General features: G+C 74.4%; 27 protein-coding genes. 11 read left to right on the top strand and 16 right to left on the bottom strand.

The window, feature by feature from the left end; translation table 11 throughout:
- Nucleotides 1-38: 38 nt before the first annotated feature.
- Nucleotides 39-1,331: an MFS transporter gene (locus ACIRQY_RS20440; protein ID WP_403927615.1), complete on the bottom strand. Its 1,293-nt coding sequence runs from the start codon at nucleotides 1,329-1,331 to the stop codon at nucleotides 39-41.
- Between the two features lie 63 nt (nucleotides 1,332-1,394).
- Between ACIRQY_RS20440 and ACIRQY_RS20435 the strand changes: the two genes are divergently transcribed.
- Nucleotides 1,395-1,769 carry a MerR family transcriptional regulator gene (locus tag ACIRQY_RS20435; RefSeq protein WP_351785077.1) on the top strand — a complete coding sequence of 125 codons (375 nt, stop codon included), beginning with the start codon at nucleotides 1,395-1,397 and terminating at the stop codon, nucleotides 1,767-1,769.
- Here ACIRQY_RS20435 and ACIRQY_RS20430 read toward each other — a convergent pair.
- Nucleotides 1,699-2,586 (bottom strand): ABC transporter ATP-binding protein, encoded by an 888-nt coding sequence (locus tag ACIRQY_RS20430; RefSeq protein ID WP_403927723.1) that lies wholly within the window; start codon nucleotides 2,584-2,586, stop codon nucleotides 1,699-1,701. The two genes, ACIRQY_RS20435 and ACIRQY_RS20430, sit on opposite strands and share 71 nt — an antisense overlap.
- Nucleotides 2,587-3,126: 540 nt before the next feature.
- Here ACIRQY_RS20430 and ACIRQY_RS20425 point away from each other — a divergent pair.
- A complete protein-coding gene (locus ACIRQY_RS20425; RefSeq protein ID WP_403927610.1) occupies nucleotides 3,127-3,840 on the top strand; it encodes a FadR/GntR family transcriptional regulator in 714 nt (237 codons plus the stop codon).
- 175 nt (nucleotides 3,841-4,015) lie between these two features.
- Here ACIRQY_RS20425 and ACIRQY_RS20420 read toward each other — a convergent pair whose 3' ends face one another.
- On the bottom strand, nucleotides 4,016-4,495 hold the full coding sequence (locus tag ACIRQY_RS20420; RefSeq protein ID WP_351785080.1) for a (2Fe-2S)-binding protein: 480 nt from the start codon (nucleotides 4,493-4,495) through the stop codon (nucleotides 4,016-4,018).
- A gap of 15 nt (nucleotides 4,496-4,510) precedes the next feature.
- A complete protein-coding gene (locus ACIRQY_RS20415) occupies nucleotides 4,511-6,895 on the bottom strand; it encodes a molybdopterin cofactor-binding domain-containing protein (protein WP_403927607.1) in 2,385 nt (794 codons plus the stop codon).
- A gap of 308 nt (nucleotides 6,896-7,203) precedes the next feature.
- On the opposite strand from ACIRQY_RS20415, the gene ACIRQY_RS20410 reads away from it, so the two are divergent.
- Nucleotides 7,204-7,992 (top strand): type 1 glutamine amidotransferase, encoded by a 789-nt coding sequence (locus ACIRQY_RS20410; RefSeq protein WP_403927604.1) that lies wholly within the window; start codon nucleotides 7,204-7,206, stop codon nucleotides 7,990-7,992.
- A gap of 295 nt (nucleotides 7,993-8,287) precedes the next feature.
- The gene (locus tag ACIRQY_RS20405) at nucleotides 8,288-8,725 is read left to right on the top strand and encodes an OsmC family protein (RefSeq protein WP_351785088.1); all 438 of its coding nucleotides are present in this window, start codon (nucleotides 8,288-8,290) and stop codon (nucleotides 8,723-8,725) included.
- Nucleotides 8,726-8,789: 64 nt separating this feature from the next.
- On the opposite strand, the gene ACIRQY_RS20400 is transcribed toward ACIRQY_RS20405, so the two are convergent.
- Together ACIRQY_RS20400 and ACIRQY_RS20395 are read right to left on the bottom strand one after the other, a co-directional pair.
- On the bottom strand, nucleotides 8,790-9,491 hold the full coding sequence (locus ACIRQY_RS20400; protein WP_403927601.1) for an RraA family protein: 702 nt from the start codon (nucleotides 9,489-9,491) through the stop codon (nucleotides 8,790-8,792).
- A gap of 136 nt (nucleotides 9,492-9,627) precedes the next feature.
- Nucleotides 9,628-11,064, bottom strand: a complete 1,437-nt coding sequence (locus tag ACIRQY_RS20395) for a carboxylesterase/lipase family protein (protein WP_403927598.1) — start codon at nucleotides 11,062-11,064, stop codon at nucleotides 9,628-9,630.
- 294 nt (nucleotides 11,065-11,358) lie between these two features.
- Here ACIRQY_RS20395 and ACIRQY_RS20390 point away from each other — a divergent pair, with 294 nt between their 5' ends.
- A complete protein-coding gene (locus tag ACIRQY_RS20390) occupies nucleotides 11,359-11,721 on the top strand; it encodes a hypothetical protein (protein WP_351785096.1) in 363 nt (120 codons plus the stop codon).
- A 347-nt stretch (nucleotides 11,722-12,068) separates the two neighbouring features.
- Here ACIRQY_RS20390 and ACIRQY_RS20385 read toward each other — a convergent pair whose 3' ends face one another.
- Both ACIRQY_RS20385 and ACIRQY_RS20380 read right to left on the bottom strand, forming a co-directional pair.
- The gene (locus ACIRQY_RS20385) at nucleotides 12,069-12,713 is read right to left on the bottom strand and encodes a fasciclin domain-containing protein (protein ID WP_403927595.1); all 645 of its coding nucleotides are present in this window, start codon (nucleotides 12,711-12,713) and stop codon (nucleotides 12,069-12,071) included.
- A 127-nt stretch (nucleotides 12,714-12,840) separates the two neighbouring features.
- Nucleotides 12,841-14,436, bottom strand: a complete 1,596-nt coding sequence (locus ACIRQY_RS20380; RefSeq protein WP_403927592.1) for a sulfite oxidase — start codon at nucleotides 14,434-14,436, stop codon at nucleotides 12,841-12,843.
- A gap of 287 nt (nucleotides 14,437-14,723) precedes the next feature.
- On the opposite strand from ACIRQY_RS20380, the gene ACIRQY_RS20375 reads away from it, so the two are divergent.
- Complete coding sequence (locus tag ACIRQY_RS20375; RefSeq protein WP_403927589.1) at nucleotides 14,724-15,185, top strand: ATP-binding protein; 462 nt, start codon at nucleotides 14,724-14,726, stop codon at nucleotides 15,183-15,185.
- Nucleotides 15,186-15,361: 176 nt separating this feature from the next.
- Here ACIRQY_RS20375 and ACIRQY_RS20370 read toward each other — a convergent pair whose 3' ends face one another.
- Nucleotides 15,362-15,601: a chaplin family protein gene (locus ACIRQY_RS20370; protein ID WP_403927587.1), complete on the bottom strand. Its 240-nt coding sequence runs from the start codon at nucleotides 15,599-15,601 to the stop codon at nucleotides 15,362-15,364.
- Nucleotides 15,602-15,907: 306 nt separating this feature from the next.
- Between ACIRQY_RS20370 and sigK the strand changes: the two genes are divergently transcribed.
- The 3 genes from sigK (at nucleotide 15,908) to ACIRQY_RS20355 (ending at nucleotide 18,032) form a co-directional block, all read left to right on the top strand.
- Complete coding sequence (gene sigK / locus ACIRQY_RS20365) at nucleotides 15,908-16,585, top strand: ECF RNA polymerase sigma factor SigK (RefSeq protein ID WP_403927584.1); 678 nt, start codon at nucleotides 15,908-15,910, stop codon at nucleotides 16,583-16,585.
- Nucleotides 16,582-17,334, top strand: a complete 753-nt coding sequence (locus ACIRQY_RS20360; protein ID WP_403927581.1) for an anti-sigma factor domain-containing protein — start codon at nucleotides 16,582-16,584, stop codon at nucleotides 17,332-17,334. Before sigK ends, ACIRQY_RS20360 begins: the two co-directional genes overlap by 4 nt.
- Before the next feature lie 230 nt (nucleotides 17,335-17,564).
- Nucleotides 17,565-18,032 (top strand): GNAT family N-acetyltransferase, encoded by a 468-nt coding sequence (locus tag ACIRQY_RS20355; protein ID WP_403927578.1) that lies wholly within the window; start codon nucleotides 17,565-17,567, stop codon nucleotides 18,030-18,032.
- Between the two features lie 56 nt (nucleotides 18,033-18,088).
- On the opposite strand, the gene ACIRQY_RS20350 is transcribed toward ACIRQY_RS20355, so the two are convergent.
- From ACIRQY_RS20350 to ACIRQY_RS20335, 4 genes are all read right to left on the bottom strand, one after another.
- Entirely contained in the window at nucleotides 18,089-19,666 is a 1,578-nt protein-coding gene (locus ACIRQY_RS20350) for a molybdopterin-dependent oxidoreductase (protein WP_403927575.1), read from the bottom strand.
- 275 nt (nucleotides 19,667-19,941) lie between these two features.
- Entirely contained in the window at nucleotides 19,942-20,523 is a 582-nt protein-coding gene (locus ACIRQY_RS20345) for a fasciclin domain-containing protein (protein WP_403927572.1), read from the bottom strand.
- 605 nt (nucleotides 20,524-21,128) lie between these two features.
- Nucleotides 21,129-21,791, bottom strand: coding sequence for a DinB family protein (locus tag ACIRQY_RS20340; protein WP_403927570.1), 663 nt, complete (start codon nucleotides 21,789-21,791; stop codon nucleotides 21,129-21,131).
- A gap of 305 nt (nucleotides 21,792-22,096) precedes the next feature.
- Complete coding sequence (locus ACIRQY_RS20335) at nucleotides 22,097-22,468, bottom strand: cupin domain-containing protein (RefSeq protein WP_403927567.1); 372 nt, start codon at nucleotides 22,466-22,468, stop codon at nucleotides 22,097-22,099.
- Between the two features lie 298 nt (nucleotides 22,469-22,766).
- Here ACIRQY_RS20335 and ACIRQY_RS20330 point away from each other — a divergent pair, with 298 nt between their 5' ends.
- The gene (locus tag ACIRQY_RS20330; RefSeq protein WP_351785131.1) at nucleotides 22,767-23,204 is read left to right on the top strand and encodes an SPW repeat protein; all 438 of its coding nucleotides are present in this window, start codon (nucleotides 22,767-22,769) and stop codon (nucleotides 23,202-23,204) included.
- Between the two features lie 193 nt (nucleotides 23,205-23,397).
- The gene (locus ACIRQY_RS20325) at nucleotides 23,398-23,751 is read left to right on the top strand and encodes a DUF805 domain-containing protein (RefSeq protein ID WP_351785134.1); all 354 of its coding nucleotides are present in this window, start codon (nucleotides 23,398-23,400) and stop codon (nucleotides 23,749-23,751) included.
- A gap of 190 nt (nucleotides 23,752-23,941) precedes the next feature.
- Here ACIRQY_RS20325 and ACIRQY_RS20320 read toward each other — a convergent pair whose 3' ends face one another.
- The 3 genes from ACIRQY_RS20320 to ACIRQY_RS20310 form a co-directional block, all read right to left on the bottom strand.
- Entirely contained in the window at nucleotides 23,942-24,862 is a 921-nt protein-coding gene (locus ACIRQY_RS20320; RefSeq protein ID WP_403927562.1) for a carbohydrate kinase, read from the bottom strand.
- Between the two features lie 66 nt (nucleotides 24,863-24,928).
- Nucleotides 24,929-25,438 (bottom strand): GNAT family N-acetyltransferase, encoded by a 510-nt coding sequence (locus ACIRQY_RS20315; protein WP_403927559.1) that lies wholly within the window; start codon nucleotides 25,436-25,438, stop codon nucleotides 24,929-24,931.
- A 269-nt stretch (nucleotides 25,439-25,707) separates the two neighbouring features.
- Nucleotides 25,708-26,706 carry a hypothetical protein gene (locus tag ACIRQY_RS20310; protein WP_403927721.1) on the bottom strand — a complete coding sequence of 333 codons (999 nt, stop codon included), beginning with the start codon at nucleotides 26,704-26,706 and terminating at the stop codon, nucleotides 25,708-25,710.
- Nucleotides 26,707-26,856: the final 150 nt, after the last annotated feature.

The raw sequence follows: 26,856 nt of genomic DNA, 5'->3' as shown, positions 1-26,856 counted from the left end.
GCGGGGTCGCCGACGGGTGGGGCCGTCGGCGGGTCGGGTCACCGGCGGGCGGGGAAGCCGTGGACGCGGGCGCCGGTGACGAGCGCGGCGACGGGTACGAGGAGCAGGAGCACGCTCCAGGGCAGGGTGCCCGCGCCGAGGCCGTCGAGCAGGACGCCTCCGGCGAGGCCGCCCGCCGCCATGGCCGCGTTCCAGAGGCTGACCAGCATCGTCTGGGCGGTGTCGGCGTGCTCGCCGCCCGCCTCCGCGACGGCGGTCTGGAGGAGGGCCGGGGCTCCGCCCCAGCCGAGGCCCCAGAGCGCGGCGGCGGTCAGGACGAGGGCGGTACCGGCGGCGGGTGCGGCGAGCCCGGCGGCCCCGGCCGCGAAAAGGAACGTTCCGGCGAGGGTCAGCGCCCGTGGTCTGCGGTCGATGTGACGGCCGGTGAACCAGATCCCGGCAAGGGAGGCGGCGCCGAAGACCAGCAGGACGAGCCCGGTGGAGCCGCCCAGACCGAGGTGGGCCAGATAGGCGGCGACGTAGGTGTAGAGCACGGTGTGGGCGAGGACCAGGGTGAAGGTCACGGCCAGGACGGGGAGCACACCGGGCACCCGCAGGGTGCGGGCCACCGGGGCGCGTCCGCCCCGGGCTCCGCCGGGCAGGTCGGGGACGGCGAGCGCGATCCAGCCGAGGAGTCCGGCGGCGATCACGGTCATGGCGGTGAACGCGGCGCGCCACCCGACCGCCTCGCCGAGGAAGGTGCCCGCCGGGACGCCGAGCGAGAGCGCCAGCGGGATGCCGGTCATCGCGACGGCGACGGCCCGTCCCTGGAGGTGCGGGGGCGCGATCCGGCGGGCGTATCCGGCGAGCAGCGCCCAGGCCACGCCCGCCGCGACCCCGGCGAGGAACCGGGCTCCCAGCGTGAGGGCGTACGACGAGGAGACGGCGGTGACCGTGTTGGCGGCGGCGAATCCGGCGACCGAGGCGAGGAGCAGCGGCTTGCGGCGCACCCCTGCGGTACGGGCGGCCAGCGGCACGGCGGTGAGGGCCGTGCCGAGGGCGTAGACGGTGACCGTCTGGCCCGCCGCCGCCTCGCCGACGCCGAGCCCCGCGCTCATCGCGGGCAGGAGCCCGGCGGGGAGGGTCTCGGTGAGGCTGGTGACGAAGACGGCGGTGGCGAGGGCGAGCAGCGCGGCGAACGGCAGCCCGCCGGAGGGGGCGGGGGGTGTGGTGGATCCGGGGGGCGTGCCGGGTCCGGCGGGCCGCGCGGGTGTGCCGGGATCGGCGGGGACGGGGGTACGGGGGACGGGGGACGCGTCGGAACGGGCCGACGCCCCCGGGTGGTTGGCCATGGATCTATGCTCAGACCCTCACATTGATGTGAGGGTCAAGCGAGTCCCGGGAGGGGGCGTCCCATGCGGATCGGGGAACTGTCGGAGCGCACCGGCACACCGCGTCGGCTGCTGCGCTACTACGAGGAGCAGGGCCTCATCGTCACGGACCGGCTGCCGAACGGCTACCGGGTCTACGACCCCTCGAACGTGGACCGGGTCCTCCAGATCAGGGGCCTGCTCGACGCGGGCCTGCCGACCCGGCTGATCAAGCAGATCCTGCCCTGTCTGAACAAGCCCCGGATCATCCACTTCCCCGACGCGACCCCGGAGATGCTGGCCACCCTGGAGGAGGAGCGGGACCGGATGACCGAGCGCATCCGGTGCCTCACCCGGAACCGGGACGCGGTGGCGGAGTACCTGGACGCGGTACGGGAGAAGCTGACGTCACCGGCGTGAGCCCGGCGGGCCGCGAGGTCCGCACGCTCCACCGGCCGCCGTGCCGTTCGAGGGCGAGGGGCAGTCCGAAGCAGGCGCCGACCCGCTCGCCGGTGAGCACCCGGCCGACGGGGCCCGAGGCGAGGACCCGGCCCCCGCGCAGGAGCAGGGCGTGCGTGGTGCCGGAGGGCAGTTCCTCCAGGTGATGGGTCACCAGGACCGTCGCGAGGTCGGGGTGTTCGGCACCGAGCGCGTCGAGGGCGTCGAGCAGGCGCTCGCGGCCGGGGAGGTCGAGCCCGGTGGCGGGTTCGTCGAGGAGGAGCAGCCGGGGCTCGGGCATCAGGGCGCGGGCGATGAGGGCCCGGCCGCGCTCCCCCTGGGAGAGGGTCGGCCAGCGGGCGGCCCGTCGGGCGTCGAGTCCGAGGGTCCCGATCAGCCGGTCCGCGCGCTCCTCCTGCTCGGGGGTGGGCGTCCAGCGCGGGGGACGTTCCACCGAGTTGGTGGCCCCGGTGAGGACGACGTCCCGGACGGTGAGGGCGGAGCGCAGCGGGTGCCGGGGCGTGACGTGGCCGATGAGGGTGCGCAGTTCGCGGAGGTCCACCCGGCCGAGCCTGCGGCCGAGGACCTCGACCCGGCCCCGGGTGGGGTGGGTCAGGGCGCCGAGGAGGCCGAGGAGGGTGGTCTTGCCCGCGCCGTTGGCGCCGAGGAGCGCCCAGTGCTCTCCCGGCCGGACCGTGAGGGTGACCTCGTCGAGAAGGGTGTCGCCCTCGCGGACGACGGTGGCGGCGTCGACCGCGAGCACGGGCGGTGCGGGCTGTGAGGACGGTGAGGGCTGCATGTGCTGTACGTGCCGCGCGGGCAGCATGTGCGGTGCGGACGGTGAGGCGGGTGGCACGGCTTCCGGCAGGGCCGTGGACGCGGCCTCGGGAAGGGCCTGGACGGCGGTTTCCCGCGCGGCTCCGGGCGCGGCTCCCCGCACCGCCTCGGGCTCGGGTTCGGGGCGGCTCCCGCGTGCGGTCTCGGTCATCGGGCGGGCGCCCGGTGCGGCGCGGCGGGGGCCCAGTCGCCGGCGCGCGGGTCCACGGGGACCCGGAGCGGGGCGCGCTCGGCGCGGGCGGAAGGCCGCCTCCGGTCGAGGCCTGGGACCGGGACGGCGACGGGGGCGCGGTCCTGGGAAGGGCGGTCCTGGGCAGAGCGGCCCTGGGAAGGGCGGTAGCGGTGGTGCGGCGCGGGGCCGGGGCACCGGGGATCGCGGATCATGGCCGGTACCGTATCCACCTCTCAGCTCCTCAGACAAGTACTCCTCAGACAGGTTCCGGGCTAGATTCCGGGGTAGCGTTCCCGCGTTTCCCGCGATCCGGAGAATCAGGTGACCCCCATGCCGCTCGGCGCCCTGCGTCCCAGCCCCCTCGTCGAACAGGCCGCCGAGCGGCTGCGCGAACAGATCGTCCGGGGCCACTGGCCCGTCGGTACGAAGCTCCCCGGCGAGACGACGCTCGCCGGGGAGCTGGGTGTGGGGCGCTCCACGGTCCGCGAGGCACTGCGCGCGCTCGCGGGCGCCGGACTCGTACGGCCCCGGCAGGGCGCCGGCGTCTTCGTGATCGCCACCCGGCCGGTGGAGGACTGGCCCACCCGGCTGCGGGCGGCGGAGGTGTCCGATGTGTACGAGGTGCGGACACTGGTGGAGGTGGAGGCGGCCCGGCTGGCCGCGCTGCGCAGGACCGACGAGGACGTCACGGCGCTGCGGGCGGCCCTCGCGGGGCGGAGGGCGGCGGGCGCGGGCGACGACGACCCGGCCTTCGTCGACGCCGACATCGCCCTGCACACGGCCGTCGTGGCGGCGGCCCGGAATCCCGTACTGACCGATCTGTTCGCGGAGTTCATCCCGGTGCTGCGGCAGGGTCTGGTCGATCTGCTCGATCTGCTCGCGCTGCGCGGCACCGACCCGCAGCACGGGGACGCCGCCCACGCGGCCCTCGTGGAAGCCGTGGCGGCGGGGGACGCGGACGAGGCCGCGCGGGTGGCCAGGGCCGAGCTCGCCGAGACCCTCACCCTGCTCAGGAGCCACGGCACGCGCCCCCCGGCGGGCTGATCCGCCCGGCCGGGCCGCTGTTCCGGTGTCGCCGCATGAACCGGATCACCGGATCACCGGATCGGAGCGCCGGATCATGTCGGCGGATCAGGTCGCCCGAGCCGAGCGGGCCCTCCGCCGGAGCCTGCCCGGCCGACCGGTCAGATCAGGCCAGGCCTGGGCAGGTCAGGTCAGGTCAGGTCATACGACGGGCGCCCTCCATGACGGCCTTGCGGATGCGGTCATAGGTACCGCAGCGGCAGATGTTGCGGATGGTGTCGAGATCGGCCTCGGTGATCTCCCGGCCCTTCTCGCGGGCCCGTCGCACCTCCGCGACCGCCGTCATGATCTGGCCCGGCTGGCAGTAGCCGCACTGGGCGACGTCGAGGTCGAGCCACGCCTCCTGCATCGGGTGGAGCTCACGGCCCACCGTGTCGGGCAGGCCCTCGATGGTGGTGACCTCGTCCTCCGGGGCGAGGTCCTGGACGGGCACGGCACAGGGGGTGAACGCCCTGCCGTTGAGGTGACTGGTACAGGCCCGGCAGACGCCGACCCCGCAGCCGTACTTGGGGCCGGTGACGCCGAGGACGTCCCGGAGGACCCACAGGAGCCGGACGTCGCCCTCGACGTCGGCGGTGACGGCCTTGCCGTTCAGGATGAAGGTGTGCTGCGGCACGGGGACTCCAGGTCTCTACAGGGCGCGGTCGCGGCCGTCGACCGGCGAGGCGGGGACGGGCGGGACGGTCGGCAGCGGGGTGAAGGCGAGCGGCTCGGCGTGGTTGACGGGGAAGACCGTCGGCATCGTGCCGGTGGCCCGGCCGTAGGCGCAGGCGACGGCGGCCATGGCCCCGGCGACCGCCAGCTCGCCCGCGCCGCCCGGCCGGTCGCCGCTCGGGGGCATGACGATGATCTCCAGCTCGGGCGGGGTGTTCCACTGCCGGGTGTAGAAGTACTGGTCCCAGCTGCCTTCGAGGAAGTGTCCGTCGCGCAGGTGCAGCCCCGACGTCAGGGTGAGGGCGATGCCGTCGGAGATGCCGCCCATCATCTGGGCCTCCAGACCGCGCGGGTTGACCGCGAGACCGACATCGACGGCGCAGACCACCCGGGTCACGCGCGGTCCCGTGTACGCGCCGGGGATCTGCCGCCCGGTGGTCCCCGGACGGCAGTCGATCTCCGCGAGGACCGCGACCGCCGAGTGGTACTCGGTGTGGACGGCGATGCCCTGGGCGGTCCCGGACGGCATGGCCCGGCCCCACTCCCCCGCCTCGGCGACCTTGTCGAGGACCGCGCGGGCCCGGGCGTCCTTCACCAGCCGTCGGCGCATCGCGTACCCGTCCTGGCCCGTCCTCCTCGCCAGCTCGTCCATGACGAGTTCCTGGGCACAGCGCACGTTGGGCGAGTAGATGTTGCGCATGGAGCCGGTGTTGAAGCCCTTGTCCGTCTCGGCGAGGAGCTGGGTGGTGACGCCGAGGTGGTAGGGGCTGGTCTGGGTGAGCTGGAACATCGTCTCGGAGAACGTCAGGTCCGCGACGGGCAGCCGGGCCACCTCCGCCGTGAGGATCTCCCCGATGCCGTGCCCGAAGTCGGTGGCCACGCTGGTGTGCCGCTGCTCGTACGTGAGGACCTCACCGAGCGCGTACGTGGCCCGCACCCGGGACGTGGACATCGGGTGCGTGCGGCCCTGCCGGAAGTCGTCGGTGCGGTGCCACATCAGCTTCACCGGCTTGCCGACGGCCCGGGAGATCTCGACCGCCTCGTGGGCCGCGTCGTGGAAGAGCTTGCGGCCGAAGGAACCGCCGCCCTCCGTGACGTGGACGCGGACGGCGGAGACGGGCAGGCCGAGCGTGAGGGCGATCTCCTCCTGGGCGACGATCGGGGCCTTGAGCGAGCCCCAGATCTCCGCCGAACCCGGCCGGACGTCGGCGATGGCGCAGTTGGTCTCCAGGGCGCCGTTGCTGGCGAAGTGGAAGGTGAAGCGGGCGTCGACCGCCTTGGTGAGGAGCGGCAACGACGGTACGACGAGGGGGAGTTCGGCGCGGCGCAGCTTCGCCAGGACGGTGGCGTCGGAGGCTCCTTCGGCGGTGCCGGGGCCCCAGTCGACCCGGAGGGCGCGCACGGCGTCCACGCACTGGCCGAAGGTGCGGCCCCGGACCGCGACGCCGGTGGAGACGGTGACGACGTCGGTGACGCCGGGCATGGCCCGGACCTCGGCGAGGTTGGCGACGGAGCGGACGGTGCCGTTGATGGTGGGCGGGCGGCAGACCATGGTGGGCAGGGCGTCAGGGACCTGGAGGTCCATGGCGAACTTCTTGCGGCCGGTGACGGCGTCGAGGGCGTCCACCCGGCGCTGTCCGGTGCCGATGACCCGGAAGCGGGCCGGGTCCTTGAGGGTGACGGCGACGGCGGTGTCGGAGAGGGCGGCGGCCCGCACGGCGAGTTCGCCGTAGCCGAGCGCCGTCCCCGCCGTGGAGACGACCGTGCCCGCCTTGGTGGTGAGGGTCTCCACGGTCTCGCCGAGGACGAGCCCGGCGGCACGCAGGAGTCGGCCCCGGGCGACTGCGGCGGCGACCCGGATCGGGGTGTACGTGGAGTAGGTCGTGTTGGAGCCGCCGGTGAGCTGGTTGAAGAGCAGTTCGGGGCGGGCGTCGGCGAGGGTGACCTTCACCTTGTCGAGGGGCAGGTCGAGTTCCTCGGCGACGATCATGGCGCTGGAGGTGGTGACGCCCTGGCCGACCTCGGCGCGCGGCAGCGCGAAGTGGGCCGTACCCCCGGTGTCGATCCGGATCGTGATCAGATTGCTCGTGGGCAGGGCCGCGAGGGTCAACAGCTCGTTCAGGTCGAGGAGTTCGGCCGGGCCGGGCAGCGAGGGGATGAGTGCGGCGGCCTCGCGGGGCGCGAGGACCTCCGCGCCGAGCTGGGCGGCGACGGTGAGGGTGGGGGCGGCGAGCACGTACCCGAGGAAGCGGCGTCGGTCGATCCCGGGCGCCCGGTCCGAGTCCGCACCGTGCTCGGGCGGGGCGCCGTCGCCCGTGCCGTCCGTGGGGTGTTGGTCCCGCACGCGGTGCCGCCTCGCCATTCGGTGTGCCCTTCGCCATGGCACGGCACCTGTGCGCCGGGCCGCCTCGGAAGGGTTGATCATCGCTCATCCGGACGGCCCCGACGGACCGTTCGACCCGACGGACCGTCGGCGTCCGGAGGTCATGGTCCCGGTCCACCGGCGCGGCCCCGTCGCCGTATCGGCCGACGTGCTCGGCGGAAAGCTGCGGGGCGCTCAGATGTGATCTTCCCGTACCCCTGCGGGGCTTCCGCGCGGCCGGGGCCCGGGAGATCCTCGGACGGCGGACGCGACGGCGCGTCCCGGGAACAGGGCGGGAGCGGACGACCGTGACGACAGAGAACCGCGCGGCGGGAGACGGCGCCGCCGTCCTCGTGGTGCAGCACGAGGAGGACGCCGGGGCCGGTCTGGTCGGCGAGCGGCTCGCGGCCACCGGGCTGCGGCTGGACGTGGTGCGGGCCTGGCTCGGCGAGGCCCTCCCCGCCGACCTGCGCGAGCATGCCGGTCTCCTGGTGCTCGGCGGCTCGGTCAACTGCGAGGACGACGGGGCCGCCCCATGGCTCCCCCGGGTCCGTGACCTGGTCCGCGAGGCGGTGGCCGGGGAGACTCCACTGCTCGGGATATGCCTGGGCGGACAGATCGTCGCGCACGCCCTGGGCGGTTCCGTCACGACCCGGACCTCGGGGGCCGAGGTGGGCGCCGTACCGCTGCGCGGGCTGCCCGCCGCCGCGCACGATCCGGTGTTCGGCGGAGTGCCGGAGGGGGCTCCGGCCGCGCAGTGGCACTGGGACGAGGTGGACCGGCTGCCGCCGGGCGCCGTACCGCTGCTGACCGGTGACGACTGCCCGCACCAGGCGTTCCGGGTGGGGAGGGCGGCGTGGGCGGTGCAGTTCCACCCGGAGGTCGGCGGGGACACGGTCGCGGCGTGGGCGGCGGCGGACGGGCCGCGCCTGCGCGCGGAGGGCGGGGACCCGGAGGGCGCGGTGACGTCGGTACGCCACGCGGAGCCCGCACTGCGTGCGGTCTGGGGCGCGGTGTCCGAGGCGTGGGGGACGGTGGTCCTGACCCACGCGGCGGAACGGGCCCCCTCGAACGGTCCGGGCGCGCCGGTGGGATGACGGGGACGATGAGGACTGTGCGCGTCGACGGCCGGGGGCAGTGGCTCTTGGGGCGTTGACCCCTGGAGGCGTTGACGGCTCAGGGTGTTGACGGCTCGGGGCCAGGCATCCGGGGCGGGCGCCCGCACGTCCGGGCGGGGCGGGACCGGGGCACGACCCGCGAGAACGGGCCGGGGACGGACGCGTCCAGGCCCGGTGGTCGGCGCGTCCGCTTGGACGGGTGGGGCCGGTGGGGTTGCGTGGGCGGGCGCCCGTACCGTACGGGGAGCATTCGTGAGCGAAGGAGACCGCCGTCATGGCCGACTACCGGATCGAGACCGTCCGCACCGGGTACCGGAACTGGACCGCCCGCAACGACCGGGGCGCGGAGGTCCGGATGGCCGCGGCCGACGACGCGGACGCCCAGCCGTCGTTCACGCCGGTCGAGCTGCTGCTCGCCGCGATGGGCGGCTGCGGCGGGCTCGTCGTGGACCGGACGGCGAGGGCCGTGGACCACGACGACCTGCGGATCGTGGTGGAGTCGGTCTCCGGGCCCGAGGACGACGGCCGGGTGGGCCGTATCCGGGTCAGTTACGAGTTCGAGCTGCCGGACAACAACCCCCGGGCGGCCGAGGTCTTCGCGCGCGGGGTGCGCCTCACCCACGAGAAGTTCTGCACGGTCAGCCGGACCGTGGAGCACGGCGCGCGCGTGGAGGCCGTCCTGCCGGACGGCACGGTCGGCTTCGAGGGCTGAGGCTCCGCCCGCCGCGCGGAGCCGCCGGAAGTAGGGACCCGGGTACGGCCCCCGGGTACGGCCGTCACTCCTCGATCGCGCCGCCGGTCCGGCGCAGATGCCGGCGGAAGGTGTACGAGGGGTCCTCGGCCCGCGCCGCGAGATAGGCGTCGAACCCGGTCTGCGCGCGGAGCGTCTCCCCCGCCCTGATGCGGCGGGCCTGTTCGCGTTCCGTGCGGAGGATGCCGTGGGCCGTCTCCAGGACGGCGTCCGCGCGGGCGGCGGAGACGAAGAGGACCCCGTCGCCGTCCGCGAGGACGATGTCGTCGCAGGTGACCTCGTGCGCGCCGAACCGGGCCGTGTCCAGCGAGTCCGGGTCGCGGGGGTCGACGCGTACCGGGCCGGGCGCGTGGCGTCCGTACGAGAAGACCGGCAGCCCGATCCCGACGAGGTCCGGGGTGTCGCGGTGCAGGCCCCACACGACGAGCCCGGCGACGCCCGCCGCCCCCGCCTCCAGGACCACGAGGTCGCCGACGCAGGCCTCGTCGAGGCGGCCTGCGTTGTCGATGACGAGGACGTCGCCGGGCTCCGCGCGGGTGAGCGCCTCCAGAAAGACGTCGACGCTGCCGTGGTGCCGGGCGGGCAGGGCCTGTCCCGCGACGCGCTGTCCGTCGACGACGGGCAGGATCCCCGCGGGCGCGGCCCGCAGGGGTTCCCCGAGGCGCACACAGGCGTCGGCCACCAGGGGCGTGGAAAGTTCGGCGAATCCGGCGAGGTCCTTCGGCATCGGGCGTTCCGTTCCGTAGCGGGTGCGGGCGCTGACCGCGCGATGCTACCGGGCGGGGCGGGCACGGACCGTCCGGCTTCGCGCGGTCAGCACCCGGATTCCCGCGCGGTGCCGCCGTGCCTCCCGGGCCCCGCCGTCAGCCCAGCCAGAGGGCGCGGACTCGGCCCAACGGGTCGCGGACCGTGCGGGGTTCGGCGTCCCAGATCCGGGTGGCGCGGTCCTCCGTGGTGTAGCGGGGCCAGTCGGCGCCGGGGTCCTGGTGGGTGACGAAGGCGACCCAGGCGCGGTGGACGGCGGCGGCGAGCGCGCGCGGCGGCGCGTCCCCCGTGACGGCGCGGACGCCCTCGGCGTCGAGGAGGTCGAAGGCGAAGGGCAGGTCGAGACAGTGGAAGGCGAGCCCCGCCCCGGGGGAGCGCCAGGCGAACTCGTAGAGCCAGGTGGGGCGTCCCCGTCCGGCGCGGGCCTCCGCGACGGCGAGGGACGGGGCGCGGAACATGGCGTCGGTGAGTGCCCGGCCGAAGAGCCGCTCGGGTGCGGTGTCGGCGTACGCCTCCGTGAACGCGCCGGTCCTGGCCGGGTCGAGACCGAGACCGCCGAGCACGGCTCCGACCGGCAGGCCGTCGGGACCCGGGACCATCGAGAACTCGTCGGCGGTGAACCCGAGCATCAGGGGGACCTCGTCGCCCGCGGCCCCGCTGGTCAGCGACTCCTGGGCGGGTTCCGGGATCAGCTCGCCGTCGGCGAAGGGGGCGAGGGAGAGCATCGGCGGCAGGCCCGCGCGATCGTGCCCCGGCTCGGACAGCCGGTCCTGGAGGGCGAGGATCTCGTCGTCGCCGAGGTCCCGGAGGGCGGCGGCGGTGGCGGGCAGGCCGGTGCGGGCGGTGAGGAGGCGGGAGACCGCGCGGGCGACCTCGGGGCCGTCGGGGCTCGGCAGGGCGCCGGAGACGGAGAGGGCGCCCCGGAAGAGGCCCTTCGCACGGGGGACGGCGAGCAGGGTCTGGACGGCGCCGCCGCCCGCCGACTGTCCGGCGACGGTCACCTTGGCGGGATCGCCGCCGAAGGCCGCGATGTTGTCCCGCACCCACTCCAGGGCGGCGATCCAGTCCCGGACGCCCCGGTTGTCGGGGGCGTCCTCCAGGTGCAGGAAGCCCTCGATGCCGAGCCGGTAGCCGAGGGAGACGAGGACGACGCCGTCACGGTTGAAGGCGGCCCCGTCGTACCAGGGGCTGGCGGCCGAACCGGCGACGTAGCCGCCGCCGTGGATCCAGACGAGGACGGGCAGCGCGGCCCCGGGGTCGGCGGCGGGGGTGAAGACGTTGAGGTTGAGGACTCCGGCGCCCGGCACGGAGGGCTCGGGGATGGTGGTGACCTCGGCGAAGGGGCGGCGCTGCGCGGTCGGCCCGTACGCGGTGGCGTCCAGGGGCTCCGTCCACGGCTCGGGCGCCACGGGCGCGGCGAACCGCAGCTCGCCCACGGGCGGTCGCGCGTACGGGACGCCGAGGAAGCGCAGGCTGCCGTCGGCGCGTCGCTCCCCTCGGACGGGGCCACGGGCGGTGGTGACGGTGGTGCTCATGGGGTGCTGCTCCTTCTGCGCGGGGCACACGGGCCTGGGGGCGAGCCTGCCACCGTGCACTTACACGTGTCAACGACACGGTCGGCACCACCGACACCCGTGGCTCCGTCCGCGACGGCTCCGTTCCCGGGCGTTCACCCGCCCCTCTCCTCCCCGCCCTTCACCTCTCCTCCCCTCCCTTCACCTCTCCTCCCCTCCTCACCGGCCTCGGCACGGGGAGGGGCAGGTCCCGGCAGCCGCCCTAGAATTCGGGGACGCGCGCGGAGTGCCGTGCGGGGAGAAGGGCGGCCGGTGATGGGGTGGGACGGTGCCATGGTGGGGGTGATCATCGCCCTGTGCGGCGTGGCGCTGATCACCGCCGGAGTGCGCTGGAAGGGGCGCGCGGTGCGTCCGTTCGCCGCCTCACGGGCGCGGTCCGTGGCCCAGCGGGAGTACGCGCGGGACCTCCAGCGGGCGGCCGACCAGGTAATCGCGGCGGCCCGCCGGGCGGCGGGCGAGGGCGAACCGGCGATCGTCACCGTCGAGGACGTCGTGCGCACGACCCGGGAGCGGTACGGCTACCCGGAGGTGGAGCGGTGCCACGCGGCAGCGGCCCTGCGCCGGCGCTTCGAACACTGGCGATGCGCTTCCGACTGCGTGACCGACGCCTACGGCTGACACCACTCGGCGGGCACGGACGTGGCCTGGCGTGGCGTGGCCGGGTGGCCGGGTGGGAGCACATCGGCAGCACCTCGCCCTCCCCTCCCGGCCCGGACGTGGGAGCTGGTGGCTGGTGGCTGGTGGCTGGTGGCTGGTGGCCCGATCGTCGCCCGGCTGGTCCGGCACGGGCCCACCGGGCCACCGGGCCACCAAGGCGCCCTTAACGCTGAGCCCCCGCCGGACCGCGGTGCGCCCGGCCCCCGGTCGTCATCGGTGGACTCCACGGCAGGCCGGAGGAGCGCGCTGACGGCCCGTCCGCCGTTTCGCCGACGCGGGCGGGCCGTGTGCGCGTGCTGCCGGTCCGGTTACTTGGGCATGAGGACGGTGTCGATGATGTAGACGTTGGCGTTGGAGGTCTTGACGTTGCCGCAGACGACCTTGGCGGTGTCGTTGACGGTGTAGTTCTCGCCCGAGCCCTTCGTGGTGATCACGCCCTTCTGGAGCGTTTCGAAGGAGCCGTTCTCCAGCTGCTTCGGGGTGAGCTTCTGTCCGACGACGTGGTACGTGAGGATCTTGGTGAGCATGTCCTTGTCGGCGAGGACCTTGTCGAGGTCGGCCTTCGGGATCTTCGCGAAGGCGTCGTTGGTCGGGGCGAAGACCGTGATGTCCTTGGCGTTGTTGAGGGTGTCGACGAGCCCGGCCTGCTTCACGGCGGTGACCAGGGTGGACAGGGCCGGGTTGTTCGAGGCGGCGGTGGCCACCGGGTCCTGGGCCATGCCGTCGAAGGACCCGGCGCCGCCCTTCGGGACGGAGGCGCAGGCGGGACCGAAGGGCTTGTCCATCGCCATCGGGTCGCCCGAAGGCGTCTCGGTCCTGGCCTGGTCGGCCGCCTCGCTGCTCGCCGCGGCCCCGGTGCCGCTGCCGGAGTCGGAACAGGCGGTCAGCGCGAAGGGAAGAACGGCCGTGGCGGCGACGGCGACAGCCGTGCGACGGATGCGCAGGGTGTTCATGGTGGGTGCTCCTCGGTGGGTCGTGATGAGTGAGGTGGTAGGGGTCGGAGTGGTACGGGTCGGGGTCGTACCGGTCCGGTCGGGGTCGTGGTGCTCTCCGGCCCGGCAGGGGCGCCGGGCCGGTGGTCTAGGTGACGGTGACGAAGACGCCGTGCCAGCCGCTCGCTCCGTCGGGGACGGTGCGGGTGCGCCTCTCGGTCTGGACCTGGCCGGTGCCGTCGGTGGCGCGGACGGTGAGGGTGTGTCCGCCGGATGTGGCCCGCCAGGGGTAGGACCACTGGCGCCAGGTGTCGGTGGTGTCCTGGGCGGCGAGGTCGGCGTCCTGCCAGGGGCCGTCGTCGACGCGGACCTGGACACGGGTGATGCCGCGGTGCTGCGCCCACGCGACTCCGGCGACCATGACCGTGCCGGTGGCCGGGCGGGCGAACGGCTTGGGGGTGTCGATGCGGGACTGGGTCTTGATCGGGGCCCGGCGGGCCCAGCTCCTCTTCACCCAGTAGGCGTCGTACGCGTCGAAGGTCGTGAGTTCGATGTCCTCGATCCACTTGCACGCCGACACGTAGCCGTACAGTCCCGGGACGAGCATGCGGACCGGGAAACCGTGGTCGAAGGGCAGCGGTTCGCCGTTCATGCCCACGGCGAGCATGGCGTCCCGCCCGTCCATGACGTCCTCGACGGGACTTCCCAGCGTCATGCCGTCCACGGACCGGGCCACGAGCTGATCCGCCGGACCGCCTACTGAGGGGGGCTTCACACCGCATTCGGCGAGGAGGGCGGCGAGGGGGACGCCGAGCCAGCGGGCGTTGCCGACATACGGTCCGCCGACCTCGTTCGACACGCAGGTGAGCGTGACATCACGTTCGATCAGCGGCCTGGCCAGGAGATCGGCCAGGGTGAACGTGCGTGCGCGGGCGACACCCCGCCCGTGGACCCGCAGTCGCCAGGTGGCGGCATCGACCTTCGGGACGACGAGGGCGGTGTCCACCCGGTAGAAATCGCGGTTCGGCGTGGTGAACGGACTGATCCCGGGGATCCTCAGGCCCGCGCCGCGCGGGACGGGCGGGGCGGGGGAGGCCGGGGCGGGCAGGACGAGACCGTCGCGGGAGGCCACGGCACTCTGCGAGCGGCGGTCGCCAAGGAACCGTCCGAGGATTCCGGCTCCGGCGGACGTGGTGACCGTGGCGGCGGTGGCCGTGAGGAAGCGGCGCCGGTTCCAGCCGCCGTTCCCTCCGCCGTCCGGCGCCGGATGCGAGCCGCCGGACGGTCGGGGGCCGGTCATGGACACCAGCAGCGCAAGCACGGCGGCGCCGGCCAGTGCTCCCGTGACGGACGGCAGTACGTCCACCGGACCCGCGTCCGGCCGGGTCAGTGCCGCGACCGCTCCGACCAGCCCGAACAGCAGGACGCACACCGCGCCCGCGCGCCTGTGGCGCAGGGCCAGGACGCCCACGCCCATGGCGAACAGGGCGAGGACGGCGAGGATGCCGAGCTGGAGGACCGTCTTGTCGTTCTCCCCGAAGGTGCGGACCGCGAAGTCCTTGAGCGCGGGCGGTGTCCGGTCGATCGCCGCCCCGCCCACCACCGTGACCGGTCCGGCCGCCGGACGTACGAGCCCCGCGACCAGTTCGGCCACGGCCAGCGCGCAGAACGCGGCGGCCAGACCGGCCAGAGCCCCGGGCCACGCCCTGCTGATGATGTTGCGGAAGCTGGTCACGACGGGCATTCGGCGCCGCCCGCACGGCGGATGGGCGGGTCAGCCGAACGAGTGAGAGTCCCCGTCGCGGTGACGGCACCGGCCGTTCCGCCCGGCGGGCCCTCGGCGACCCGGCGACCTGGCAGGTCGCCGGGTGGCGCGGTCGCCGGGTCGCCAGGCCGCCGGATCGCCGGATCGCCGGGCCCGCGACGATGCTCGCGCCGTCCGGGCGACGCCCGTCCACCGGCGCCTCCGCTCCGAATCCCGGGTGAGGCTTGCTCATCGAGCCGATCCGCTCGGACCACGAGGGATTCGCCATGAAGACCAGCTGTGCGCCGTCCGCGACGGAGACCACCTGCGCACCGCCCACGTCACCGTGCGTCGTGCACCGCGCTCTCCCTGCGGACCCGTCCGCCGTGGGCCAGGCCCGGCGGACCGCCGGCAGGCTCCTCGGCTCGTACGGCCGGTCCTGCCCGGAAGGTGTCGCGGCGGACTTCCTGCTCGTGGTCTCCGAGCTCGCCACCAACGCCTTCCTCCACGCCGCCCCTCCCTACGCGCTCACCGTGACCGTGGAGGAGGGACGTGCCGGTGTCACCGTCAGCGATCGTTCCCGGGCGGGGCCGGGACGGCCGCGGGTCCATGAGGACCTGTCCTCGCACAAGAGGGGACTGGAGATCGTCGAGGCCCTCGGGGCCGAGGTGCGCGTCAGCCGGTCCCGCCGGGGCAAACAGGTCACGGCTGTCCTCACGTGGCCGCCACGATCCGGGGACCGTGCCTGATGCACGGGAGACAGGGGAAAGCGGGTGGCCGGGGCTGATGCCCAGGCCACCCGCGAACGACCTCCACCGGGACAGGCTCTGCGTTCGGGACAGGCCCGTACTGTCCCTGCCTGTCCGGTGGGGTCACCGGCCCGCGCCATCCCCATGGTGAACGGGCCGGAGTCTGTCGCCGCAGGTCAGGCGCTGACGCGGGCGGCGCCGAAGGCGGGGTTCCGCGCTCCGACGGAACCGAGGGCGTTCCCTCTGGCGTCGGCCGGGACGTGGACGGAGGCCCGGACCGGATGGCCCGGGCCCGCGCCGTGCGCAGGGGCGGCCAGGCCCCGCGCTCCCGCGTCGGCCGACGCGGTCGAGGCCCCGCCCGTCGCCTCGGCGCCGACCGCCGGGGCAACCGTCACGCCGTCGCGCACACCTGTCATCGCACTGTCTCCGGGGACGTTCCGTACCGTCCGTGTGCGGATCACTCGGGCGGTGAGGGAGACGGGTGACCGTCCCTCCTCGGCACTTCTTCGTGACGGCCGGGGTCGTTGGATGGGCTGGGGCCTTTTGTTCACCCGATCGGGGCAGTCTCGGGCCCCGTGCTGACGAAACCGCCCCCTATCCGCACGCCTGTCCGCTACGAAGAACTTTCAGGACCACCTCACCACCTCGCCCGCCACCCCGCCCGGACCGCCCGGCCCCGTCCGTACCCCGGACACGGCTCCAGTGACAAGGACCGACATGCGATGGACACCCCGCCCCCGGCCGGCCCCACCCGGCGTCTCCGTCCGGCCGCACCCTTCCGGCTGGTCGCACCCTCCGGACAGCAGCCGGTGAACCGGCCCTTCCCCCTCGACGGCGGCGGCACGGAGCCGTCCCGTCCCGATCTCTCCGCCGTCATGCGGCAGGTCGCCCAGGGAGACAAGGACGCCTTCGCCGAGTTGTACGACGCGCTCGTGCCGATGGTCTTCGGCATCGTGATCAGGATCGTGCGCAACCAGGCCCAGGCCGAGGAAGTCGCCCAGGAAGCCATGATCGACCTGTGGCGCCAGGCCGCCCGCTACCGGGGCGACCTCGGCCCGGTGACCGCGTGGGCCGCCACCATCGCCCACCGGCGGGCGGTGGACCGGGTCCGTTCCGTCCAGGCCGCCACGGACCGCGAACACGCCCAGGCCGCCCGTGAGCACCGGACCGCCTACGACGACGTCGCCGAACAGGTCGAGACCCGGCTGGAGAGCGAACAGGTCCGCCGCTGTCTGCGCGGACTGACCGAACTCCAGCGCCAGGCCGTGACCCTCGCCTACTACCAGGGCCTGACCTACCGTGAGGTCTCCGAAACCCTGAGCACTCCGCTCTCCACGATCAAGACACGTATGCGCGACGGGCTCATCCGGCTCCGCGACTGCATGGGGGTGACCACATGAACCAGCACGCACCCGACCTCCACGGCCTCGTCGGCGCCTACGTCCTCGACGCACTCGATCCCGACGAGACCGAGACCTTCGCCCGCCACCTCGCGCAGTGCGAGACCTGCCGGGGAGAGGTCGCGGAATTCCGGGCGACCACCGCGCGCCTGGCCTCCGCCGCGTCCCGGAACCCCCCGCCCGCCATGAGACGGCGCACCCTCGACGCCGTGGACGGCGTACGGCAGCTGCCCCCTCGACTCGCCCCCGCCCCCGCGAGCGCCGCTCCCGGAAGGTGGCTGCGTCGCCGGGCCCTGCACCTGGGGCTCGCCGCCTCCCTGGCCGCCGCCGTGTCCTTCGGCGGTCTCGCCGCCTGGCAGAGCCAGGAGGTCCAGCAGGCGCAGGAGCAGACGCGGCAGGCCCAGCAGAACCTCGACGCGGTCAGTGGCGTCCTGGCCGCGCCCGATGCCCGGACCGCCCACGGCACGACCACCGACGGCGCGCTCGCCACGGTCGTCGCCTCCGCGCACCAGAACCGGGCCGTGTTCACCGCGACCGGTCTGTCCGTACCCGCGCCGGACCGGACCTATCAGCTCTGGCTCCAGCAGGACGGCACCATGCGCCCCGCCGGGCTCATCCACCAGGACGGCACGGTCGCCCTCACCGGCGATCCCGCCGACGCCACCGCGCTCGGCCTCACCCTCGAACCCGCCGGAGGTTCCCCCCAGCCCACCACCACCCCCCTGCTGCTCATGAACATGCCCACCTGACCATCCGGGAAGCGGCCCGGGGGCCCGCCGTCACCGTCACCGTCATCACCGCCCCCGCCCGGCCGCTCCCCCGTGCGGCGACGCCCGAACGGCCCCCCTCGACCCACCGCCCGCCGAGTGACCGCCCGCCACGACACGGGCGCCGCCGCTGGTCGTCGTACTGTTCGAGCAGCGCGTACGGCTTCGCCCGACCGGGACGGAGGACGCGCCCGGACCCGAGGTAGAGACCCTTGATCAGATCTGCTGAGCCCTCCGACACCGAAGCCGTCGTCGAACTGTCGGTGACCTCCGGGATGTTCGGCGAGGACGAGGCCCCCTTCATCGCCGCGATGATGGCCGGCTACTTCGGTGGGGCGGCCGACGCGGGGCATCGTTGTCTGGTCGACGACACGGACGGGCTCCAGGCCGTGGCGTACTACCAGCCGAAACCGGCGGCTGACCGCGTGTGGGATCTCACCATGATCGCCGTCCAGCCCGCCCGGCAGGGACACGGCCTGGGCACCGCGCTGCTGAAGCACATCGAGGAGGAACTCCGCGGCGACGGGCAGCGCCTCCTGCTGGTCGAGACCTCCGGCACCCCGCAGTACGACCGGGCCCGGGCGTTCTATCTCAGGTGCGGCTACGAGGAGGAGGCCCGGGTGAGGGGCTACTGGGCCGACGGCGACGATCTCGTACTGTTCCGGAAGGCCCTCGTGTAGCCCTTTCCGGTCCCCCGGGGGGCGGCGTTCCGGGGCCGTTCGTTCCCGAGTACGGGTCAGGTGACGGTGACGACGACGGAGTGCCATCCGCTGGCGCCGTCGGGGAAGGTGTCGGTGCGTGTGCTGGTCTGGGTCTGTCCGGTGCCGTCGGTGGCGCGGACGGTGAGGCTGTGGGTGCCGGGGGTGGCGTTCCAGCGGTACGACCACTGGCGCCAGGTGTCGAGGGTGTCCTGGGTGGCGAGGTCGGCCGGGTTCCAGGGGCCGTCGTCGACGCGTACCTCGACGCGTTCGATGCCTCGGTGCTGGGCCCAGGCGACGCCCGCGACCATGACGGTGCCCGCCCGGGGGCCGGCGAAGGGTTTGGGGGTGTCGATGCGGGACTCGGTCTTGATCGGTCCTCTCCTGGCCCATCCCCGCTGGACCCAGTAGGGGTCGTAGGCGGCGAAGGTGGTGAGTTCGATGTCCTGGATCCACTTGCAGGCGGAGACGTACCCGTACAGGCCGGGGACGAGCATGCGGACGGGGAAGCCGTGCTCGAAGGGCAGGGGCTGTCCGTTCATGCCGACGGCGAGCATGGCGTCGCGGCCGTCCATCACGGTCTCGACCGGGCTTCCGATCGTCATGGCGTCCACGGAGCGGGCCACCAGCTGGTCGGCCAGGCCCCCTTGGGAAGGCGGTTTCACACCGGCCTCGCGCAGGAGGTCGGCGAGGCGGACCCCGATCCAGCGGGCGTTGCCGATGTAGGGGCCTCCGATCTCGTTCGACACACAGGTCAGGGTGATGTCCCGCTCGATCAGCTGCCTTCTCAGCAGGTCCTCGAACGAGAGGCTGAGCGGCCGTGCGACGCCCTGTCCGTGGATACGCAGCCGCCAGGTCGTGGCGTCGACCCTGGGGACGACGAGGGCGGTGTCGACCCGGTAGAAGTCACCGTTCGGGGTGAAGAAGGAGGAGATCCCGGGGATGCCGAGGCGCGCTCCGGCGGGGACGGGCGCCGCGGGGGAGGCGGCGGGCGGGAGCCTGACCGCGTTGCGGGAGGCGATGGCGTTCTGGCCGCTCGTCGAGTTGAGGTAGCGGCCGAGCGCGCCCGTGCCGGCGGAGGCGAGTGCGGCGGCGGACGCGGCGACGAGGAACCCGCGCCGGTCCCAGCCGTCCTCCCCGGGGTCCGCCCCTTCGTGGGTGGCGGGGCGGGTGAGGCGGCCGGTCAGCCAGTACAGGACTCCCGCTCCGGCGACGGCCCCGGCGAGCGAGGGCAGCGCGTCGGCGATGCCGGTCGAGTCGGGACGGCTGAGAGCGGCGGCGGCGCCGACGGCCCCGAACAGCAGGACGCCCGCCGAGCCGGTCCCGCGGTGCCGCAGGGCGATCAGCCCGAGGACGACGGCGAGGGCCGCGAGGGTGGCGAGGATGCCGAGCTGGAGGACGAGCTTGTCGTTCTCGCCGAAGTGCCGGATCGCGAAGTCCTTGACCGGCGTGGGGGTCCGGTCGATCGCCGCACCGCCCACCGCGACGACCGGGCTCGCCTGGGGCCGCACCGCCGCCGCGACGAGTTCGGCGACGGCCAGGGCGGCGAATCCCGCCAGCAGCCCGTTCAAGGCGGCGAGGAGACGGCGGACCCAGGGGTTCGGAGAGGTACGCATACCGCTCATCAGACCCCGTGAGCCCGTGCCACGCGGGTACGGTCCGGGCAGCCGCGCCGGGGTTCACCCCGCCGGCCGTCCCGGGGCCGCTCCCGCCGCTCCCGGCCGTGGGGGGGGGGGGGGGGGGGGGGGGGGGGGGGGGGGGCGGGGGCGGGGGGGGGGCGGCCCCCCCCGCCGGGCGCCCGGCCCCCCCCGGCCCCCCGGGGGGGGGGGGGGGCGGCCCCCCCGGCCCCCCCCCCCCCCCCCCCCCCCCCCACGGCGGGTGGCCGGAGGGCCTACATGGGCGGGGTCAGGACGGTGTCGATGATGTTGACGGTGGCGTTGGAGGTCTGGACGCCCCCGCAGACGACCTTGGCGGTCTTGTTCACGGTGAAGGACGATCCGGACCCCTTGGTGGTGAGCGTGGCGCCCTCCAGGGTCTTGAACGTGCCGTTCTCCATCTGCTTCGGCGTGATCCTCTCCCCCACGACGTGGTAGGTGAGGAGCTTCGTCAGCTCGGTCTTGTTGGCGAGGATCTTGGCCAGGTCGGCCTTCGGGATCTTCGCGAACGCCTCGTTCGTCGGCGCGAACACCGTGATGTTCTGCGCGTTGTTGAGCGTGTCGACGAGTCCGGCCTTCTTCACCGCAGCGACCAGGGTGGACAGGTCGGGGTTGTGGGAGGCGGCGGTGGCGACGGGGTCCTTGGCCATGCCCTCGAAACTCCCGGCCCCCTGCATCGGCACCGACGCGCAGGCCGGACCGTAGGGGGCGGGCGGGGACGAGTCGGCGAAGGCCGGACCGGCCACGCCAAGCGTCACGGGCAGGATGAACACGGCCGCCGAGAACAGCGCGGAGCGGCGGATACGGGTGGTGGTCATGCCGGTTCCTCCTCCAGGAGGCGGGCCCGTCCGCCGCAGGCAGCACACGAAGGACGGGGCCGGGAAACGAACGACGGCCGGAACGGCCGGTGACGGGACGGACGGCCGGGACGGAACACGACCCGTGCGGGTGCCACTTCTACCTATGGCCCAGACCCACACGTGCCGATCGCGTCCTCCCACGGCTCGACCGATCCGCCGACGGGACAAGCGCGCCCCCGGACCATCCGCCGCGCGGATACGGTCATCCCTCGGACGACGGCTTGCACCGGGTCGCCCCCGACCGGTCCAGGGCTCATGCTCCCTGAGCCGGAAGCGGCTGCGACCTCACCCCTGATTCGGAACCGCGCCCCCACCGGACTGGTCCCCGACCGAATTCCCTCCCCGGCGCCTGCCTTCCCGGACCTGCTCCGGCGCCCCGGGCACCGGAGGAGACCCACCCGAGTCTTCGACGGCCGGGCCGGACGCACCCGATACGGGGCCCGGCACCGTCCGCCGAGGGATCGGCGCCGACGCCGTGCGGGGGCCTGCCGGTGGCGCGGATGCGGGACGACTGGTCGGCGTCGTGAAGGAGGCCCGCACTGTGTCACCGGGCGGGGGACGGGTCACTCCCCCGTGGTGCAGTCGAGGCGTTCGCGGAGCAGGTCGGCGTGACCGTTGTGCCGGGCGTACTCCTCTATCATGTGGGCGAGGACGTAGCGCACGGAGTACTCCTCCTGCCCGAGGGTGCCGGTGGCGTCCAGGGAGGCGGCGTCGTCGACGACCGTACGGGCTCGGGCGCACTCCTCGTGCCAGACGGCGAAGGCCTCGTCGACGTCGGCGTCGGCCACGTCGAAGTCGGCCCAGTCGGTGGAGCCCGGCGGGGTCCAGGGGCTGCGGCTGTCCTCACCGGCCAGGACGTTGCGGAACCAGCCCCGTTCGACCTCGGCGGCGTGCCGGACGAGGCCGAGGAGCGAGAGGCCGGAGGGCTCCACCGCGCGCTTCCGTAGTTGGTCCGGTCCGAGCCCCGCGCACTTCAGGGCCAGGGTGTCGCGCTGGAACTGGAGCATGGCGGTGAGCGTGGTGCGTTCATCGGCGGTGTGCGGCACGGCCGTGCGCGGATCCCGCCGGTCCCGGCCGTCCCACTGGTCCCGGTCCTGCCCGTCCGACGGGTCCTGCCCGTCCGACGGGTCCTGCCGTACGTGATCCCGCCGGTCTCGCCGGTCTCGCTGGTCTCGCTGGTCTGGCCGGACCTGCGGGTCCCGGTCCTGTCCGTTCTGGAGCGTCATGCGCGCATCATGCCGCCCGCCGACAGCCCGCCACCTCCCGTTTTCCGGGCACTCGGCCAGCCAAGGGGGTCCGGGCCGGAGCAACGTCCTCGCGTCGCCTCCGGCTTCTGCGGCGACAGCCGACCGGAACGGGCCGGTACGTCCTCGACCACGGCGGGCGGGCCGGGTCGCCCCGGCCGCCCGCTCGCGGCCGCCCCCGGCGACGGCCTGAGGAGGGGGAATCGGCACGTCGGCGGAAGAGGAGGGGAGAAGGGAGGCAGAACGGGGTCGCGGGGCGGCCGAGGACACGGGCCCGGGGAAGGCCGTCAGCCGGAGGCGGGCCTGGCGTAGTCGCCGTACCCGACCCAGTCCACCAACGCCACCCGTTCGTCGCCGACGACCCACGCGTCGTGGCCTGGGGCGATCTCCATGTAGTCGCCGGGGCCGAACTCCATCGACTCACCGTCGTCCATGACGACCATCAGCCTGCCGCTGACCATGTACCCGGCGTGCCCCGCGAGGCAGCTCTCGGTCCCCGCGATCGGCTTGACGTGCAGCGACCACTTCCAGCCCGGCTCGAACAGAGCACGGCCCACCGGCCCGCGCTCGGTGGTGAGCAGATCCAGCCTGCCCTTGCCGTCCTCGAAGGGGCGGCTCTCGTCCGCCGCGTCGAAGCTTCTTCGTACGATGCCGGTCATCACTCGCTCCCGGCGATGAGGACAATCCGTTTTCCCCGAGTCCTCTTCCAGGCTACGCCGGGGACGCCACTGTCACCTCACACGAGATCGACGGCGGAACGATCTCTCTTTGTGTTGAATTTTTACTGAACGCAGACCGTCATTTGGCAGTTCCCCGCATATTCACCACCTGAATTCTGTGCGCTCCACCTACCGGACATATCTATACATAAAGTCCAGATAAGTGCACAATGGAGCAGCGGCATCATGCGCCGCGAGTACGGCCGGACATGCAGGACGCCAGAAGGAGGCGAGTCGTATGGCCGACGTCTCTCACCGCCCCGGTGATATCGCCGGGCACCCCGACGCTCCGGAAATGCGGGACCGGTACGCCCGCATGCTCCAGACCCGAGGCGTGGCGGCGGTCGAGGAGCTCGTGATCCTCGCCGGCGTCTACGCCGCGATCTCGGCGTGGACGGTCCACTTCTCCACCACCCATCCCCAACTCGCCGTCAGCAACCTGGTCGTGGGCATCGCGCTCGCGGTCCTCGGCCTGTGCATGTCGATGGTCCCCGAGCGGTCGCAGGACCTGAACTTCGTCGTCCTGCTGCTGGGCGCGTGGCTGATCGTCTCCCCGTGGGTGGTCGCGCGCGGCCCCGACACGGGCACGATCCTCAGCAATGTGATCACCGGCGCCTGCGTCTGCCTGTTCTCGCTCACGGCGGGCGGACTGCTCATGAGCAAGCGAAGGACGTGACGTTCCGACTCATCCACCGGAACGGCGGCACCTCTCCCCCGAGGTGCCGCCGTTTCACTGCTTTCCGCCTCGGAACAGTCGCCGCCCGGTAACGAATTGACCCATGCGGTTTCAGCCACCTGAGTTCTGCGTAAAGCTTGCTCCACAGGGACAGGCTTCTCCTGATCGCACACCCAGTCCTCGGGGGGACAAAGTGAACTGGTATCTCGCAGTCTTCAAGAAGTACGCCGTCTTCAACGGTCGGGCCCGTCGCCAGGAATTCTGGATGTTCGAGCTGTTCAATGTGATCGCGTCGATCGTGCTCAGCATCATCGACTACGCGGCGGGCATCCAGCTGTTCGGCCTGATCTACGCCCTCGCGGTCATCATCCCCAGCCTCGCGGTGCTGGTCCGGAGGCTCCACGACACCAACCGCTCGGGCTGGTGGGTGCTCATCGGTTTCGTGCCGATCGTCGGCTTCATCGTGCTCCTCGTCTTCGCCTGCACCGAGGGCGACCAGCACGAGAACGAGCACGGCCCGAACCCGAAGCTGGCTCCCGCCCACTGACGGTCCCACCGCCGCCGGGGGGGGGGGGGGGGGGGGGCCCGGGCACGCCCCCTCCGGCGCCCCCGCGCCGCGCCCCGCCCCCCCCCCCCCCCCCCCGGCCCCCCCCCCCCCCGCCGCCCCCCCCCCCCCCCCCCCCCCGCCCCCCCCCCCCCCCCCCCCCCCCCCCCGGCCCACCTCTTCCACGTCCGGTCTAGAGGGCGAACGCGGCTCGGGCGGCGTCCAGTTCGGCACGGTCGGGCGGCTGGGAGCCCGCCCGCGAGACGGTCACGGCGGCTGCGGCCCCGGCCGTCGCCAGCAACGCGGCGAGGGCGTCGGCCGGGAGCGCGCCGAGCGCCGCCGCGTCCCGGCCCGCGAGGGCGTCGAGTACGGCGGACATGAAGGAGTCCCCGGCTCCGACGGTGTCCACGACGACGGCCTCCGGCGCGGTGGAACGGACCGTGTGCCGACGGGTGACGGCGGACGAGCCCCCGGCGCCCCGGGTGACGAGGACGAGGGCCGGTCCGAGGTCCAGCCAGCGGGCGGCCACGGCCTCCGGGTCCTCGTCCGGGTACAGCCACGCCAGGTCCTCGTCGCTCGCCTTGACCAGGTCGGCGAGGGCGACACAGCGCTCGGCCCCGGCGACGGCCACCGCGTGCTCCCCCATCAACGCGGGCCGCACATTGGGGTCGTAGCTCACGGTCGCCCGGCCGCGCAGCCGTTCGGTCTCGGCGAGGACGGTGGTGGCGCCGGGTTCGGTGACGGCGCCGATCGAGCCGATGTGGACATGGGCGGGCGTCGGCTCCACCGGGCTCCCGGGCTCCAGGGTCCACGCGATGTCGAAGGTGTAGGTGGCGGCGCCCCGCGCGTCGAGGCCGACGACCGCCGAGGGGGTGCGTGGCGGCACTCCGCCGACCTCCACCCGGACGCCCGCCGCCCTGAGGTGCGCCGCGATGAGCCGCCCGGCGGGGTCGTCGGCGAGCTGGGTGAGCAGGGTGACGTCCCGGCCGAGCCGTCCGAGGCCGTGGGCGACGTTGGCGGGGCTGCCGCCGGGGTGGACCCGGTCGGCGGCGCCCGAACCGGCCGGGGCACGGACGATGTCGGCGACGCACTCGCCGATCACCAGGAAGGACATGGGGCGGGCTCCTCGGTCGGGGACACGGCCCGGCACGGGCCGGGCCGCTCGGTCGGCGGCGGGGTGTCAGCGGTGGCGGCGGTAGAGGACCTGGTGGGCCTCGTGTTCGACGAAGGAGGAGACGTGCTCCATGCCGACGTCCTCCAGGAGTCTGCGGGAGCGGCGGTTCGCCCGCTGGGTCAGCGCGACCACCGTCGGCACCTCGCGGAGCACGGCGTCGAGGACGACGGCGACGGCCTCGCGCGCGTAGCCGTGCCCCCAGTGCTCGGGCAGGAACTGGTACGAGACCTCCGTCTCCCCGTCCCGCGCCTCCGGCTCCACCGTCACGATCCCGAGCAGCACGCCGTCGGCGGCCCGCACCACCGCGTGGACGCCGGGCGCGCCGACGACCCGCCGCTGTCTGATCCGTACGACGTGCTCGGTCACGGGCCCGCCCAGATGGCGCCGCACCTCCGGGTCCGTCCAGAGCCGGGTGACGGCCGGTACGTCGGCGGCCCGCACCGGCCGCAGCGCGAGCCGCTCGGTGACGAAGGAGACGGGCGCGGGGGTCCGGGACGGGGGCGGCGAGGCGGGCATGCCCCGATCATCTCAGCCGCGCCGGGCCACCCGTACGACCGGTGGCGCACGGACCCGGCCGGGTGCCACCCGGGAGACGGACGCGGCCACCCGCCCCCGGAGGACACGGCCGCGCGCCCCGGGAGAGGGTCGTGGCGGGGCACCTCCGGGAGGCGGCCGCGCGTGCCCGGGAGACCCGGGGCCGTTCCGGACGGAGCACAGGACCGGCTGACCGCGCGGGCCGGTCGGGCAGCTCGGCCCCCGGGCGGCCTCTCAGCCCGGGCGGTCCCTCAGCCCAGACGGCGGGTCAGCGCCGCCAGGGCGCCCGGCTGACGGCCCGGGACCCGGCGGCGCAGGGCGACGAGCACGGGCCCGAGCGCCCGGGACCGCGCCGGGTCGGCGATCTGCTCCCACTGGTGGTGCGCCCGGTCCACGGCCCCTTCGACGTCCGGGTCGTCCGTCCGCTGCCGCAGGTTCAGTCTGGCCTCGGCGGCGGTCAGCCACAGCTCGCAGCTGCGGGCCGGTTCCCCGGCGAGACGGGCCAGATCGGCCCGGACCTCCGTCCAGTGCACGGCCTCCGGCGACCGGGGGCCGTGGCGGCGCAGCGCCTCGCTCTCCCAGGCGGCGGCCACCGCCGCCGCCTCCCCGTGGCGGCCCGCCATCGCCGCCGCCAGGATCGTGGGGTGCGGGTCCTGGTCCGCGACCGGCGCGGAAGCGGGCGCCAGGAACAGCGGGGCGGGTACGGCGCCCGCCGTCCGGACGGCGGCCTCCGCGTGCAGGGTGGCGTACGGCAGCCGGGCTCCCGAGCGCCACGACTCCGCCCAGGCCCGCAGATAGTCGGGGGTCGTACTGTCGCCCCGGCGCGGGGGTGGTGTCACCCGGGCGTAGAGCGTCGGGCCGGGTCCGAGGTGCAGCAGCTCGGGTGTGGCGGCGAGCCGCTCCCACACGGCGGCGTCGGCGGCGAGGTCGGCGACGACGGTGGTGGTGCCGGGGGCGCGCGTGCCGAGTTCCCCGGTGAGCCAGTGCCAGGGCAGCGCGGTGTAGCGGAGGGTCGCGGTGGTGGTGCGGGCGAGCGCGAGGTGCGGCAGCCGCTGGCGACGGTCCAGGTGGAGCTGCCCGGCGAGGCAGACGACCAGCGGCCCCGGGTGCGCGGCGGCGGCGCGCACCCGGGTCAGTACGGTCTGCGGGTCCAGAGGGTCGGCGAGTTCGACGACGGTGGCCGTGGGGGTGCCGGTGAGGACCCCGGGCGGAACGGCGGCGAGGGCGGGCAGCACGGAGGCGGCGTCCATGACCCGACCGCGTCCGGCGGGTGCGGCGGCGAGCAGGACGGCGGCGCCGACGGGGGCCGCCGTGGGGGGCGCGACCGGCGCTCCGGGTGGCGCGGCCTGCGCTCCGGGCGCTCCGACTCGCCCTGTTATCGCGGGTGTTCCGGGGTTTCG

Origin of the sequence: Streptomyces sp. NPDC101490 (assembly GCF_044767145.1) — a bacterium.
Taxonomy (GTDB): Bacteria; Actinomycetota; Actinomycetes; order Streptomycetales; family Streptomycetaceae; genus Streptomyces.
This window is presented reverse-complemented; position numbering and strand designations above follow the sequence as displayed.